Genomic DNA, 14,321 nt, shown 5'->3' with positions numbered 1-14,321 from the left:
AAAACAGCACTAAATATTACGACAATATACTTAATTACTTTTCTTCTTCCTGTGTTTTATCGACTTCTTCATCTTCAAACCAATGCTCTCTGGCACTCATAATAATCGCATTTGCAGTTTCTTCATCCAAAGAATCTGCACCCAAGATCTCAATCAGCTCATCACTAGCAAGGTCAGCAAGGTCATCAAGTGTTTTCACACCCTTTTCACCTAATAATATTAACATTTGTGGAGTAAAACAATCAAGCTCAACAATATCATCTGTTACACCAAGCTCTTGACGTTGTTGATCCAAAGAATCTTGCTGTTTAACCAAGAACTCTTCTGCACGTTGCACTAACTCTTGAGCAATATTTTCATCAAACCCATCAATCTCAGCAATTTCTTCTGGTGCTGCAAAAGCGAGCTCGTCAATATTTTGGAAACCTTCTGTAACTAATAGACCCGCAATAACATCATCAACATCTAAATCATTAACAAGTGCTGACGTTCTTGTTTTGAACTCTTCTTGTCTGCGTTCTGATTCTTCGGTTTCCGTTAGAATATCAATATCCCAACGGGTTAATTGACTTGCTAAGCGGACATTTTGACCACGGCGACCAATCGCTAAACTAAGTTGATCATCTGGAACAACCACTTCAACTCGACCAGCCTCCTCATCCATAACCACTTTAGTTACTTCAGCTGGAGCAAGTGCGTTCACAACAAAGGTTGCTGCCTGACCACTCCAAGGAACGATATCAATTTTTTCACCTTGCAACTCTTGCACAACAGCTTGAACGCGAGAACCTCTGACACCTACGCATGCACCCACTGGATCAATAGTAGCATCTTTAGAAGTCACAGCCATTTTAGCGCGAGAGCCTGGATCTCTAGCAACTGCTTTAATCTCTATAATACCATCATAAATTTCAGGTACTTCTTGAGCAAATAGTTTTGCCAAAAATGCTGGATGAGAGCGAGATAAGAAAATTTGTGGACCACGAGGCTCTTTACGCACATCATAAATATAAGCACGTACCCGTTCAGAGTTGCGGAAATTTTCACGAGGAATAAGCTCATCACGACGTAACAATGCCTCTGAACTGCCAATTTCAACCAACAGATTACCATACTCAGTACGCTTAATGGTACCATTAACAATTTCACCTACACGATCTTTGAAATCTTCATATTGGCGATTACGCTCAAATTCGCGAACACGTTGCACAATAACTTGCTTAGCTGTTTGCGCAGCGATTCGTCCAAAATCAATAGGCGGTAATGGATCAATAATAAATTCACCAATTTGGATATTAGGTTGAATTTTAATCGCAATATAATGAGGGATTTGAGAATCTTCGTGCTCAACTTCTTCGACAACTTCGGTCCAACGAGAAAGGCGCACCTCACCTGTTTTACGATCAATAACTGCACGAATATCTTTTTCATGACCATATTTCGCACGACCAGCCTTTTGAATGGCCTGTTCCATGGCCTCAAGCACTTCATCTCGACTGATTGCTTTTTCACGAGCAACCGCATCCGCAACTAATAATAACTCAGGACGAGAAACAGACGTATCCATTGAAACCTCTCAATGCGTTTTAAAACGATTATTTTCACCAAATCCACTAGACTGGTGCTGTGTATCTTCTTCGACAGATTCTTCAGCTTCGCTTTTACTAGGAGTAATCATATGCTGGCATGCATCGATTAATGCATCTGTCAAAACTAATTTTGCTTTGCGAATTTCAGAAAACGGCAGTGCAACCTCGACCCCATCATCCAGACGCATACGTGCAAACGCATCATCTGCCCCTAAAACAACACCAGAAAAGCGTCTTCTACTCTCAACGGGGATCATTGTTTCAGCTTTTGCTAAATGCCCAGAAAACCGATTCCAATCTTTGGGACGAACCAAAGGGCGATCAATCCCAGCAGAAGATACCTCAAGGGTCCAAGCTGCTTCAATTGGATCTTCGACATCCATAATTGCACTGACTGCGTGACTAATCTGTTCGCAATCCTCGACATTGATCAAAGAGCCATCAGCACGATCGACCATAATTTGCAAGGTCAACGATACTTTACCCAAGATCATGATTCTGACAACTTCGTACCCCATATCAACCAAAGTTGGTTCGATTAATGCAGCAATACGATGTTCAAGGCGACTATCTGAAATTTCTAATGAATCCAAAACAAAAAAGGCGGCCGACTAAGGCCACCCCCCACAATAAGGAAGATAAATTTTATTCAACATACCAAAAATAATTATACTATACAAGCATTAACTTATTTTAAAAAAGCTTTGCCTGTTTTTTTATTCTTTATAAAACAATTATTTATAACGTTCTGCCAAACTATTTGCGGCAATAATAGCTTGATAAACAGCCTCTGGAGTCACTTTCTTAGGCATATTTTGCATCGTATCATGCTTATCACAAGCAATCTCTGCAGCCTTGCGCCATTCTGCCTCAACGAAATTAACTAGCCCCATATCCTGTAGGGTTAATGGAAGACCAACTATTTTCATAATGCGAATAACTTCATCAAACTCGTGTTTAGGAGCATTTTCCAACACTAATTGCGTAAGTAATCCAAAAGCTACTTTTTCACCATGTTGTGCTTTGTGTAAATCAGGGACGACTGACATCCCATTATTAATTGCATGTGCCGCAGCTAATCCACCAGACTCGGCACCTACACCACTCAGGTAAATTGTAGCCTCAATGACCTGCTCTAGCGCTGGAGTAGTAATTTTATTACGCACCGCATCCATAGCACATTCAACATTTTCTTGTAAAACTTGATAGCACAATTGTGCAAGCCCCATCCCTGTTCTTGAAGGTCTTTTTAATACCAAATTAACCCCATCAACAGCATAACAGGCTCTGGCTTCAAAATAAGTCGCCAACGCATCTCCAACCCCTGCTGCAAAGAAACGTACTGGCGCTTGCGCGATAATGGATGTGTCCGCGATCACAACATCAGGATTTTGCGGAAGATATAAATAACGATCAAATGCACCCCCTTCTTTATAAATCACAGTCAACGCTGTACATGGTGCATCAGTAGAAGCAATCGTTGGAAAAATAATGACAGGGATCTTTTTATAAAATGCAACTGCTTTGGCGGTATCAAGCGTTTTCCCTCCACCAATTCCCACAATCACATTGGCAGATACTTCATCCATTATACCCATAACCCGTTTGATCTCGGCATCAGTACATTCACAATTAAATTTTTCAGCTTTACCTTTTAATCCAGCCATATGCAAATATGGTAATGTATTTTGAGTAACACGCTCAAGAATAAACTCATCGCAAAGCAACAACGCATTATCACCAAAATCTTTGATATATTCATGCAGCTCTTTTAAAATTCCACTCCCAATAATAAATTTCTTAGGAGACGTAACCGTACGAGGAAGATGTGGCATGATTATTTCCTTATCTTAGATATTTTTTTTCAAACAAAATATTAATGTAACAAATTTTGTAATTAATGATAAATTTAAAACATTAATTAATAAATATAACAGTTTAACCTTGAAAAGATTCAATTTTAATCTTAAAATGCTAATCACGATAACGTGTATCCAAGACGTTATAAGCGAACAGTAAACGTTGTATAGAGTTAAAATCTATGGAGAGACTGGCTAAGCATAAAATAAATTTATACTCCTCTTTTCCATCATTAAGAGGCTTCGCCAATCTACGCTGTTTTATTGAATTTTGTATATTCAAGACTATTTCTGCTTTTAAAGGCCTCTCTTATTTCTTCACAAATAAGCTTGAATATAATCCCAAAGAGATTTCAAAAAAGGATTTGCCTATCATTTTATAGCATAAATGAAAATGACTTTCTCTTATCTATTCTACTTAAGGAGATGAATATGTCTAACCTCACTGAAAAACAAACCGTTGCCTGGAAAGGCTTTAAAGGTCAATCTTGGCAAAGCAAAGTCGAAGTGCGCGACTTTATCCAAGACAATTACATTCCTTACGAAGGAGATGAGTCCTTTTTAGCTTCTGCTACCAAAGCAACAGATAAATTGTGGGCTGAGGTCATGGAAGGAATTAAAATCGAAAATGCTACCAAGGCCCCTTTGGATTTCGATACAAAAATTATATCAACCATTACTTCACATGACGCAGGATATATTGATCAATCTCTAGAGAAAATCGTTGGTCTGCAAACAGATAAGCCTCTAAAACGTGCGATTATGCCTAATGGTGGTATTCGTATGATTGAAAGCTCTTGTAAAGCATATGATAAAACCCTAGATCCAGAAGTTCTAGAAATCTTTACGAAATATCGTAAAACCCATAACCAAGGCGTGTTTGATATCTATACTCCTGAAATTATGGCTTGTCGTAAATCAGGTATTTTAACAGGGTTACCTGATGCTTATGGTCGTGGTCGTATTATTGGTGATTATCGTCGTGTTGCCCTATATGGTATTGACTTTTTAATGGCCGACAAACGTAAACAGTTTGATTCTTTGCAAGAAGATCTTGAAAATGGCAATAATCTAGAGGAAACCATTCGTAAACGCGAAGAAATTACAGATCAATATCATGCTTTAAATGATATGAAAATTATGGCAGCAACATATGATGGTTGCGACATTTCAGGTCCAGCAACAAACGCACAAGAAGCTATTCAATGGACCTATTTTGGATATTTAGCTGCGGTAAAATCTCAAAATGGTGCTGCCATGTCTTTAGGGCGCACTTCCACATTCTTGGATATTTATATTCAACGTGATCTTGATAATGGTGTTATTACCGAAGAGCAAGCTCAAGAATTCATTGATCATTTCGTCATGAAATTACGCATGGTTCGTTTCCTTCGTACACCAGAATATGATGAGCTTTTCTCTGGCGACCCGATTTGGGCAACAGAATCCGTTGGTGGTATGGGACTTGACGGTCGTACATTAGTTACCAAAAACTCTTTTCGTTTCTTAAATACCTTATACACAATGGGGCCTTCACCCGAACCCAATATTACGGTTTTATGGTCTGAAAAACTTCCACAAGCTTTTAAAGAATTTACCAGTAAAGTTTCCATCGATACATCATCTTTACAATATGAGAATGATGATCTGATGCGTCCAGATTTTAACAGTGATGATTATGCGATCGCTTGTTGTGTTAGCCCAATGGTTGTTGGGAAACAAATGCAGTTCTTTGGTGCACGTGCAAATCTTGCCAAAACCTTGCTTTATGTGATCAATGGTGGCGTTGATGAAAAATCCAAAGCTCAAGTTGGCCCTAAAACTGCCCCTATGATGGATGATGTGCTGGATTATGATAAAGTCATGGCTGGTATGGACAATTTTATGGATTGGTTAGCCAAAAGCTATGTCACAGCATTAAATTGTATTCACTACATGCATGACAAATATAGCTATGAAGCAGCTCTTATGGCATTACATGATCGTGACGTAGTTCGTACTATGGCTTGTGGTATTGCTGGGCTTTCCGTTGCTGCTGACTCTTTATCTGCAATCAAATACGCAAAAGTTCGTCCAATTCGTGATGAAAACGGTGTTGCTGTTGATTTCGAAATTGAAGGTGAATATCCTCAATTTGGTAATAATGATCCTCGTGTTGACGATATGGCTTGTGATCTTGTTGAACGTTTCATGAAAAAAATTAAGAAACTAAATACTTATCGCAATGCTATTCCAACGCAATCTGTGCTTACGATTACATCTAATGTTGTATATGGTAAGAAAACAGGCAATACACCTGATGGCCGTCGTTCTGGTGCCCCATTCGGGCCTGGTGCAAACCCAATGCATGGCCGTGATAAAAAAGGTGCTGTTGCTTCTTTGACTTCTGTTGCAAAACTCCCTTATGCATATGCCAAAGATGGGATCTCTTATACTTTCTCTATTATTCCAAATGCACTGGGTAAAGATGATTCCTTACGTAAAGCAAACTTAGCAGGTATGATGGATGGATATTTCCATCACAATGATAATCGCGAAGGTGGACAACATCTAAATGTGAACGTCTTTAACCGTGAAACGTTGGTTGATGCCCAAGAACATCCAGAAAAATATCCAAGCTTAACCATTCGTGTTTCTGGATATGCAGTACGTTTTAACTCTTTAACCAGAGAACAACAAAATGATGTAATTCATCGTACCTTTACAGCAACGATGTAACTGAAATTCATTATTTTGATACCTATAAGATAATAAAGGAAGGTCCTGAGAGGGGCCTTTCTTTAAAAGAATAAAGCACTCTTTAAACATTACAAAATGAAAGTATAACCATGTCAGCAGACCTTATTACAGGACGCATTCATTCAGTTGAGTCTTTTGGTACGGTTGATGGGGATGGAATTCGTTTTATTGTTTTTGTCCAAGGTTGTTTAATGCAATGTTTATATTGTCATAATCCTGATGCATTAGATATTAAAGGGGGACGGATCGTCACAGTTCCAGAGTTAATGCAGGAAATTGTGACCTACAAAGCTTTTTTAAAGCCCAATGGTGGTGGGGTTACCGCCTCGGGTGGAGAAGCTGTATTACAAGCAAAATTTGTTACAGATTTTTTTAAAGCAGCACATAAAGAAGAACTTACCACTTGTCTTGATACGAATGGTTATGTTCGAGACTATAATCAAGATATCATTGACCTTGTCAATGAATCTGATCTTGTTATGCTTGATCTTAAACAAATGAATGACGAAATTCATAAAAAACTCACTGGGATATCCAACCAACACGCAAAACGATTTGCAGAGTATTTACATAAACAAAACCAACGCACATGGATACGTTATGTCGTAGTACCAGGATGGACAGATGACGATGAATCAGCACATTTACTGGGACAATTTACCAAAGATATGGATAATATTGAGCGTATAGAAATGTTGCCTTTCCATCAAATGGGCGCGCATAAATGGAAAACTTTAGGCAAAGTATATAAATTAGAAGGTGTCGAACCCCCATCTGCTGATACTTTAAAGCGATTACAATCTATTTTGCAAGGCTATGGGCATAAAGTTATTTACTGATCTTTATGATAAAATACAAAAGCCAATTGTATATCAGACACTATATTATCAAAAAAATGTTTCTTTAATTAAACTATTTTATAGCTATTATATTTATATGTATATTCACTGAATGATAATGAATATAATAGGATTTCTTATGAAAAAAATATTAATTGCAGCAACTTTATTCATTGCTTTACCTATGAATCTTTATGCAGCAAATATAAAAAAACCTTTAACTTTTGACACTATAGAAGCTGCATCAAAAAGATTTTCTCCTTTTTTATGCAAAGGGGATATCGAGGGTCTAGTTAATGCAATGTCAGATTGTTTTGAAAATACGGATAGAACATCCCCTGAAATACAGCAATGTATTCTTGCTGATATTGGCATTACAAGCCAGATTTTATTAGATCATGAAAAAAGAGCCGCTCTGGGAAAACCCGATATTAGTCAAGAGTATCCTTTTTTATCTTCCTCAGCTTTCCAAAAACGCCTTAGTTACTACGTACTTCCACAATTTCCGAATAAACCATTAAAGCAAATTGTTAACTATTACAAACAAGATGCTGCTATTTTCTTAGTGCAACTGATGAATTCTTGTAAAAGTGCTGATACTACTCACTCTTCAAATTAAGAAAAACTATTAATAACAAAAAAAAGGAGGCATAAAGCCTCCTTTTTAATGTTTATAACAACAAACCTTATTCAGCCATCAAACGAAGAACATAAGGTAAAATACCGCCATGACGATAATATTCAACTTCTTCTTGAGTATCCACACGACAAACCAATGAAACATCTTGGCTAGAACCATCGGCACGATGAATACGCATTATCATTTTTTGGCGTGGCTGTAATGTTTCCACACCAAGAATATCAATTTGTTCATCGCCTCTGAGGTTCAATGTTTTACGTGTTGTGCCTTCTTCAAACAATAAAGGTAAAACGCCCATACCAACAAGGTTAGAACGATGAATACGCTCGAAACTTTCTGCCACAACCGCTTTTACACCCAAAAGATTTGTACCTTTTGCTGCCCAGTCACGAGAAGAACCCATACCATACTCTTTACCACCAAAGACAATTAACGGTGTATTTTCTTGCATATATTGCATAGCAACATCATAAATAGCGCCTTCTTTGCCATCTGGATAATGTTTACTATAACCACCTTCAACCCCTGGAACCATTTCATTGCGAATACGAATATTGGCAAAAGTTCCGCGCATCATCACCTCATGATTACCACGACGAGATCCATAAGAGTTAAAATCACCTTCCCCAACACCATTCTCTGTCAAATATCTGCCTGCTGGTGAATCTTTACGAATAGAACCTGCTGGAGAAATATGATCAGTTGTGACATTATCAGCCAAGATTGCCAATACTCTTGCCCCCTTAATATCAGGACGTTTCGCTGGAGCTTCTTGACCCATTCCATCAAAATAAGGTGGGTTACGCACATACGTTGATTTTTCATTCCAACTATAAGTTTGAGACCCTGTTGCAACAGACAAAGCTTGCCATTCTTTAGGACCTTTTTCAACGCCATCATAGCCTTGAAGGAATTCTTTTTGAGTAATCGAGGAAGCCATTGCATCAGAAATTTCTTTGGCAGATGGCCAAATATCTTTCAAATAGATTTCTTTTCCATCTTTGGAAACACCAATTGGGTCTTTGGTAATATCTTTACGCAATGTTCCCAAAATCGCATAAGCAATGACCAATGGAGGACTTGCAAGATAGTTCGCACGAACGTTCGGAGAAATACGCCCTTCAAAATTACGGTTACCAGATAGAACGGCTGTGGCTACCATTTTATTATTTTCAATCGTATCAATGATATCATCTTCTAACGGACCTGAATTTCCAATGCAGGTTGTACATCCATATCCAACAATATTAAAGCCCAATGCGTTCAAAGGCTCGATTAAACCAGCATTTTCAAGATAATTCGTTGCAACTTTTGATCCAGGAGCCAAAGAAGTTTTAACCCAAGGTTTACGGGTTAATCCCAACGCATGCGCTTTTTTGGCCAATAAACCTGCGGCCATCATGACTTCTGCATTTGATGTATTGGTACAAGACGTAATCGCAGCAATAACAACAGAACCATGTTCTAATTCATAATCAGCATTTGCAACAGGATAAGATTTATCTTGATCTGGAACATTAAAGGTATCCGTTAATGCTTTTTCAAAAACATTGGTTGCACTGGACAGATCAATACGATCTTGTGGGCGGCTGGGACCAGAAATAGATGGAACAACCGTACCAATATCAAGCTCCAAAGTATCCGTAAATTCTGGATCAACACTATTATTGTCACGGAACATACCTTGAGCTTTAAGATAAGCTTCCACTAATTTAATTTGATGTTCATCACGACCTGTTAAACGCAAATAATCAAGTGCTTGTTGGTCAACAGGGAAGAACCCACAAGTTGCCCCATATTCAGGTGCCATATTCGCAATCGTTGCACGGGTATAAAGTGGTAAATGATCCAAAGCTGGACCAAAAAATTCAACAAACTTACCAACAACGCCTTTTTTACGAAGCATTTCGGTAACTTTTAAAACCAAGTCTGTTGCAGTCACACCCGCAGCCAATTTACCTGTTAATTTAAACCCAATGACATCAGGAATTAACATCGTAATTGGTTGCCCTAGCATCGCTGCTTCGGCTTCAATACCACCAACACCCCAACCGAGAACACCAAGACCATTAATCATGGTTGTATGAGAATCTGTTCCGTATAAAGTGTCTGGATAAGCGTAAGTTTTACCATCTTCTTCATTATGCCAAACCACTTTAGCAATATGTTCCAAATTAACTTGGTGACAAATCCCAGTATCAGGTGGCACAACAGAGAAATCTTTAAATGCCTCCTGACCCCATCGTAAGAACGCATAACGTTCTGCATTACGTTTAAATTCCAACGTAATATTTTGTGTCAATGCAGTTGAAGAAGCTGAATAATCAACCATTACAGAATGATCAATCACTAGATTCACAGGAATTAATGGATTAACTTTTTGGGGATCACCTTTTAAATGGATCATACCTTCACGCATTGCAGCCAAATCCACAACGGCTGGAACACCAGTAAAATCTTGCATTAAAATACGAGCAGGACGAAATGGGACTTCAGAATCACTACGATGGTTTTTTAACCATTCGACAACTGACTTGGCATTTTCAACTGTAAAAGCTTTACCATTCTCAAAGCGCAAAATATTTTCTAGTAATACTTTTAATGTATTTGGTAAATGCTTTACCGATCCTATATGTTTTTCTGCTTCTGGCAAAGAAAAATAATGATAGGTTTTTCCATCAACATCCAATGTGCGGAGAGTTTTTAAGCTGTCTTGGCCTATCAATTTCATAATGGCATCCTTAATTTTTATATTTTATTTCTGAACAATGAATAGATTAAACTATTTTTTTGAATTTATCACTTACCATATAGTTTTTATATCTCGAATAGAATAAAAGCAATTATGAGAGCTGTATTGTTTTTTCACTTACGTGTGTACTAAACCGTCAAAAGGATCTAAACGCTGTCGATAAAACCCACTAATATTTTTAAAATTGACAATATCAGTGCTTTTCGTGGAGAAAAATTGATTTTTAAAAAAGTCAACTTCTCTCTCTCCTCTGGCCAGTCTTTGATCATCCAAGGACCAAATGGTGCAGGCAAAAGCACATTATTACGAGTATTAGCAGGGTTAAGGTCAATTGATGCTGGAACAATCACCTGGAATAACGATAATATTACCGAGCATTACACAGAACACACCCAACGCATTGCTTGGCTTAGCCATCAAGACTCTTTAAAACCTGCTTTGACCGTCAAAGAGAACCTCCAATTGATCAGTCAGCTTTATCAAACAGATATTGAATCCGCCCTGAAAACCATCAAAATTGATCATATGGCAGATATTCCTGCTCGTATGTTATCCGCAGGGCAAAAACGACGTACAGCCCTGGCTCGTATTTTATTAAAACCTGCACAATTATGGTTACTAGACGAACCATCCGTTGGTCTGGATCAAGAAACTATTGAACTATTAGGACATATCTTTAAAGATTTCACTAATCAAGGCGGAATGATCATTACCACAACACATGTTCCTCTTCCTTTGGAAAACAGTAAAATTCTTTACCTTACCCCCTCTATTTCTGTGGCACGGCCTTTGTAACATGCGTATTTTTTTCCTCTTTATTCGCCGTGAAATACAACTATCCCTCAGGTACAGCACAGATAGTCTGGGTACAATTTTATTTTTTATTTTAACAGCGTCTTTATTCCCTTTAGCTTTGGGGCCAGAACCACAATTACTACGCCAAATGGCTCCGGGAATTCTTTGGGTGTGTATTTTACTAGCTGCTTTATTACCCATAGAACGCTTGTTTAATCATGAATATGAAGATGGATCTTTGGAACAACTCTTGTTGCTCGGCCTGCCCGCTTATGGAGTCGCATTAGCGAAAATGACAGGGCATTGGTTAACCACAGGGTTACCTTTGCTCATTGCCAGTATCCCCTTGGCATTCATGTTTGATTTGCCTTATAAGACTATTCCTTTGCTATTATTCAGCCTTATGATTGGCACAGCATGTTTATCCTTATTAGGGGGCATGGCAACTTGTATTGCTCTTGGAGCTAGAAGGAACGCTTTTTTATTACCGTTACTCACCTTCCCTCTACTGACCCCGATTTTAATCTTTGGTGCTATGGTAACTGATGCACAGCTTCATCACCTCAACTTTATACCCCATCTTCAGTTACTAGGGGCTTGCTTTGCATTGGCATTACCACTTTGCCCATTTGTTGCAGGGGCTGGGCTTAAACTTGCTGTAGAATGATCATTCTGAGGTGCATTGCCTAAAACAATAAACGGAATTTCACCAGAGCTTTCCTCCCCTTTCCACGTCCAGATCTGCCACTGTAATTTATACTTGCCGGCTTTTAACGGATACGTTGTTTTAACCTCTGTATGATCCAAAGATACTGTTGCAGGAATTAACTTTGGCTCCCCTGTTTCCCCGACCAATAATAGCCTGCTGCGAAAAGGGTTAAACTCATGATCATATTTAACCATGATCTCTTGATTACCTGCTTGTAAAATTTGATTGGCTTTTGGAATAGAACTTTTCACGTCAATCGCATAAGCAGATATTCCACTCGTGATTACTCCCACCGCTGCGATCAAAGAAAAACATATCCTTTTATTATTTTTTTGCACTTTTTTATCCTTTATTTATAAAAAAGAATTTATTCCTTTTGCATCCTAAGCTATCTTGTTCCTCGAAAACAATATTATTCTTTGTATTCTGTGCTTTATTATAGGAAATATCCAGTATCATGTCTTGCCAACATATCGCTTTATTAACTGTTTTTGGAATATGTTTTGCCAGTTTTTCTGGATCATATTCCGCCCTTGCGAATTATAAAAGATGTTGGATTGATAATGGGATTGCAACCATTAACTGTAATCCAGGAGATGGTCATTATTATATCAAAGAAAAAGATCACTATAAAAAATGTACAGTAGCCAGTGGAGCACTCAAAAAAGATTGCAAGCAAGAAGACGGGTTTGCCATGATCCTAACCGATCATCGCTGGTATCAATGCCCTATTCGAAATGGTAAAAATTTGGATCACTGTACCCTTGCCACTGGATATTACACAATTTTTGTTCCGCATTTCCCATTACTATAAAATAAGGAATAATATAATAATGCGCATCTTGATATTAGGGACATCCAATTCAATTATCTACCCTGGGTGGGTTTATGGCCTTCGCCAATCTCTTCCAGACGCTACAATAGAAAACATGTCGATTGGCGCCTCTCCAGGAATTCAGTTTAGTGTAAATCTTGAGAAAACCAACTTTGCAGATTATGATTTTGTTTTTTTTGATAGCATACCCAATGATCAAACATATCATGATCAAAACTTAATACATTATGATGCAAAAAACACAGCATTCTTTCATCAAATAACTTTTGAAATTATTAAAAGAATTGCCAGTGAAACCAAGCTTATTGTTTTATGTATAGAAGAACAAGCTTACTTTAACTGTAATTCAGAATTTTATAATAACCGTATAGCCTTTGCCCGAAATGCTAACGCTTATTTTGTAGATACAAAGCCTCTTATTAACACGTTTGTTAAAGCAAACGGTATTAACCCTGATATTATTTATGATTACCATCCCTCACATCCAGATAGATGTATAATGAATATTATTGGTAATTCAATTGGTGAGCATTTATCAGCTTTATCTGATGATAATTTTATTCCATTACCCACCAAAAAACAAAATCCCTTTTCTTATTGGTGGCCTACGGATCAGTACCCTCAAAAATTATACACAAATTCATTGGTAAGTGATATCTATACGATTTTAGGTGATGGAAATAACATTCGTTTTAATGATGCAAAATTGCTGATTGGTTTTTATATTAATATTACAAAAACAAATTGTATTATGGATTTGTTTTTCAATAACCAACGTGTTTTTTCAATCGCTCTCAACTATGCTCATGCAGATAATATTGTTAAAATTTTTGTACCGATACCAGAAAGCCTCTTAGTTGATGAAATCCGTATACGCCCAGCAACAAATGAAAATGTTGATTATCATGGTTTGGGTTCCAGAAAAGAGCCTCATCCAGAAGAAAATACAACAATTGCAGTCACTGGTTTTACCTTCTGCCATCCAGAGCTTTTGGATACAACACCTTTTCTTTTTCAAAAATCAGAAATTATCAATCAATTTGATTGTGAGAAACTTCAAAAAAAACTAGAACAAGATTTCAATAAAAATTCTCAACATAAGAAGATATTCCTTATCAAACCAAATACTGGTGCTGATATCATACAGAAAAATATTTTCTTTGATAAAAATGTAAAAACAGAAAACAAAACACTAGCACTTTTTAGCTATAATGAAAGCATTTTGTGCTATAATACAGTAGATAATCTATTCCAGCCTTTTAAACTCGATAAAATTGGATTACCAGATATTTATGTTGTCAATATTGCATCCCTAGGCAACAATAAAATTAAATTTTTCATTAAAATCTGTAACAATATTTTCTATGTTGATCCTTTTCACTCACATGATGGTATCATCAATTATGAATGCCATTACGACAGATTATTATTTAAAAAAGATGATGCGCATTTATGTGCCGATAACAATAATGTTGTTACAATCACTCATGGTAATTGGGAGCACCTTCAATTATTTCAAGTCGGTTGCATCGTAAATTAAAGTATATATCTATCAAAGGGTTAT

General features: G+C 37.3%; 12 protein-coding genes. 7 read left to right on the top strand and 5 right to left on the bottom strand.

The genetic code is table 11. From position 1 onward, the window contains the following. Nucleotides 1-34 precede the first annotated feature (34 nt). The 3 genes from nusA to QMN76_RS06305 form a co-directional block, all read right to left on the bottom strand. A complete protein-coding gene (nusA, locus tag QMN76_RS06315; RefSeq protein WP_034339532.1) occupies nucleotides 35-1,567 on the bottom strand; it encodes a transcription termination factor NusA in 1,533 nt (510 codons plus the stop codon). Nucleotides 1,568-1,576: 9 nt separating this feature from the next. Then, nucleotides 1,577-2,182, bottom strand: a complete 606-nt coding sequence (gene rimP / locus QMN76_RS06310) for a ribosome maturation factor RimP (RefSeq protein ID WP_282024042.1) — start codon at nucleotides 2,180-2,182, stop codon at nucleotides 1,577-1,579. Nucleotides 2,183-2,323: 141 nt separating this feature from the next. Beyond that, nucleotides 2,324-3,424: a glycerol dehydrogenase gene (locus QMN76_RS06305; RefSeq protein WP_034339537.1), complete on the bottom strand. Its 1,101-nt coding sequence runs from the start codon at nucleotides 3,422-3,424 to the stop codon at nucleotides 2,324-2,326. Between the two features lie 456 nt (nucleotides 3,425-3,880). Between QMN76_RS06305 and pflB the strand changes: the two genes are divergently transcribed. The 3 genes from pflB to QMN76_RS06290 all read left to right on the top strand — a co-directional run bounded on the left by pflB (nucleotide 3,881) and on the right by QMN76_RS06290 (nucleotide 7,645). Beyond that, on the top strand, nucleotides 3,881-6,166 hold the full coding sequence (pflB, locus tag QMN76_RS06300; RefSeq protein WP_282065858.1) for a formate C-acetyltransferase: 2,286 nt from the start codon (nucleotides 3,881-3,883) through the stop codon (nucleotides 6,164-6,166). Nucleotides 6,167-6,276: 110 nt separating this feature from the next. Continuing rightward, nucleotides 6,277-7,026 carry a pyruvate formate lyase 1-activating protein gene (pflA, locus tag QMN76_RS06295; RefSeq protein WP_034339544.1) on the top strand — a complete coding sequence of 250 codons (750 nt, stop codon included), beginning with the start codon at nucleotides 6,277-6,279 and terminating at the stop codon, nucleotides 7,024-7,026. Nucleotides 7,027-7,165: 139 nt separating this feature from the next. After that, nucleotides 7,166-7,645, top strand: a complete 480-nt coding sequence (locus tag QMN76_RS06290; protein ID WP_282024047.1) for a hypothetical protein — start codon at nucleotides 7,166-7,168, stop codon at nucleotides 7,643-7,645. Between the two features lie 67 nt (nucleotides 7,646-7,712). On the opposite strand, the gene acnA is transcribed toward QMN76_RS06290, so the two are convergent. Beyond that, nucleotides 7,713-10,397 (bottom strand): aconitate hydratase AcnA, encoded by a 2,685-nt coding sequence (acnA, locus tag QMN76_RS06285; protein ID WP_282024049.1) that lies wholly within the window; start codon nucleotides 10,395-10,397, stop codon nucleotides 7,713-7,715. A 174-nt stretch (nucleotides 10,398-10,571) separates the two neighbouring features. Here acnA and ccmA point away from each other — a divergent pair, with 174 nt between their 5' ends. Both ccmA and ccmB read left to right on the top strand, forming a co-directional pair. Beyond that, complete coding sequence (ccmA, locus tag QMN76_RS06280; RefSeq protein ID WP_328517274.1) at nucleotides 10,572-11,213, top strand: heme ABC exporter ATP-binding protein CcmA; 642 nt, start codon at nucleotides 10,572-10,574, stop codon at nucleotides 11,211-11,213. A gap of 1 nt (nucleotide 11,214) precedes the next feature. Further along, nucleotides 11,215-11,880 (top strand): heme exporter protein CcmB, encoded by a 666-nt coding sequence (gene ccmB, locus QMN76_RS06275; protein WP_034339559.1) that lies wholly within the window; start codon nucleotides 11,215-11,217, stop codon nucleotides 11,878-11,880. Here ccmB and QMN76_RS06270 read toward each other — a convergent pair. Further along, the gene (locus QMN76_RS06270; protein ID WP_034339561.1) at nucleotides 11,796-12,260 is read right to left on the bottom strand and encodes a copper resistance protein CopC; all 465 of its coding nucleotides are present in this window, start codon (nucleotides 12,258-12,260) and stop codon (nucleotides 11,796-11,798) included. The two genes, ccmB and QMN76_RS06270, sit on opposite strands and share 85 nt — an antisense overlap. A 119-nt stretch (nucleotides 12,261-12,379) precedes the next feature. Between QMN76_RS06270 and QMN76_RS06265 the strand changes: the two genes are divergently transcribed. Both QMN76_RS06265 and QMN76_RS06260 read left to right on the top strand, forming a co-directional pair. Then, a complete protein-coding gene (locus QMN76_RS06265; protein ID WP_282024050.1) occupies nucleotides 12,380-12,736 on the top strand; it encodes a hypothetical protein in 357 nt (118 codons plus the stop codon). After that, on the top strand, nucleotides 12,660-14,297 hold the full coding sequence (locus tag QMN76_RS06260) for a hypothetical protein (protein ID WP_282065856.1): 1,638 nt from the start codon (nucleotides 12,660-12,662) through the stop codon (nucleotides 14,295-14,297). Before QMN76_RS06265 ends, QMN76_RS06260 begins: the two co-directional genes overlap by 77 nt. Nucleotides 14,298-14,321: the final 24 nt, after the last annotated feature.

It is taken from the genome of Commensalibacter papalotli (ex Botero et al. 2024) (assembly GCF_947179115.1).
GTDB lineage: Bacteria > Pseudomonadota > Alphaproteobacteria > Acetobacterales > Acetobacteraceae > Commensalibacter > Commensalibacter papalotli.
Note: the sequence above shows the minus strand (reverse complement) of the source record. Positions and strands in the feature narration are given on the sequence as shown.

Bases quoted from the DNA above. Each gene is read 5' to 3' on its own strand.
- nusA (WP_034339532.1), bottom strand. From the start codon at position 1,567: ATGGATACGTCTGTTTCTCGTCCTGAGTTATTATTAGTTGCGGATGCG.
- QMN76_RS06305 (WP_034339537.1), bottom strand. From the start codon at position 3,424: ATGCCACATCTTCCTCGTACGGTTACGTCTCCTAAGAAATTTATTATT.
- pflB (WP_282065858.1), top strand. From the start codon at position 3,881: ATGTCTAACCTCACTGAAAAACAAACCGTTGCCTGGAAAGGCTTTAAA.
- pflA (WP_034339544.1), top strand. From the start codon at position 6,277: ATGTCAGCAGACCTTATTACAGGACGCATTCATTCAGTTGAGTCTTTT.
- QMN76_RS06290 (WP_282024047.1), top strand. From the start codon at position 7,166: ATGAAAAAAATATTAATTGCAGCAACTTTATTCATTGCTTTACCTATG.
- acnA (WP_282024049.1), bottom strand. From the start codon at position 10,397: ATGAAATTGATAGGCCAAGACAGCTTAAAAACTCTCCGCACATTGGAT.
- ccmB (WP_034339559.1), top strand. From the start codon at position 11,215: ATGCGTATTTTTTTCCTCTTTATTCGCCGTGAAATACAACTATCCCTC.
- QMN76_RS06265 (WP_282024050.1), top strand. From the start codon at position 12,380: ATGTCTTGCCAACATATCGCTTTATTAACTGTTTTTGGAATATGTTTT.
- QMN76_RS06260 (WP_282065856.1), top strand. From the start codon at position 12,660: ATGGTAAAAATTTGGATCACTGTACCCTTGCCACTGGATATTACACAA.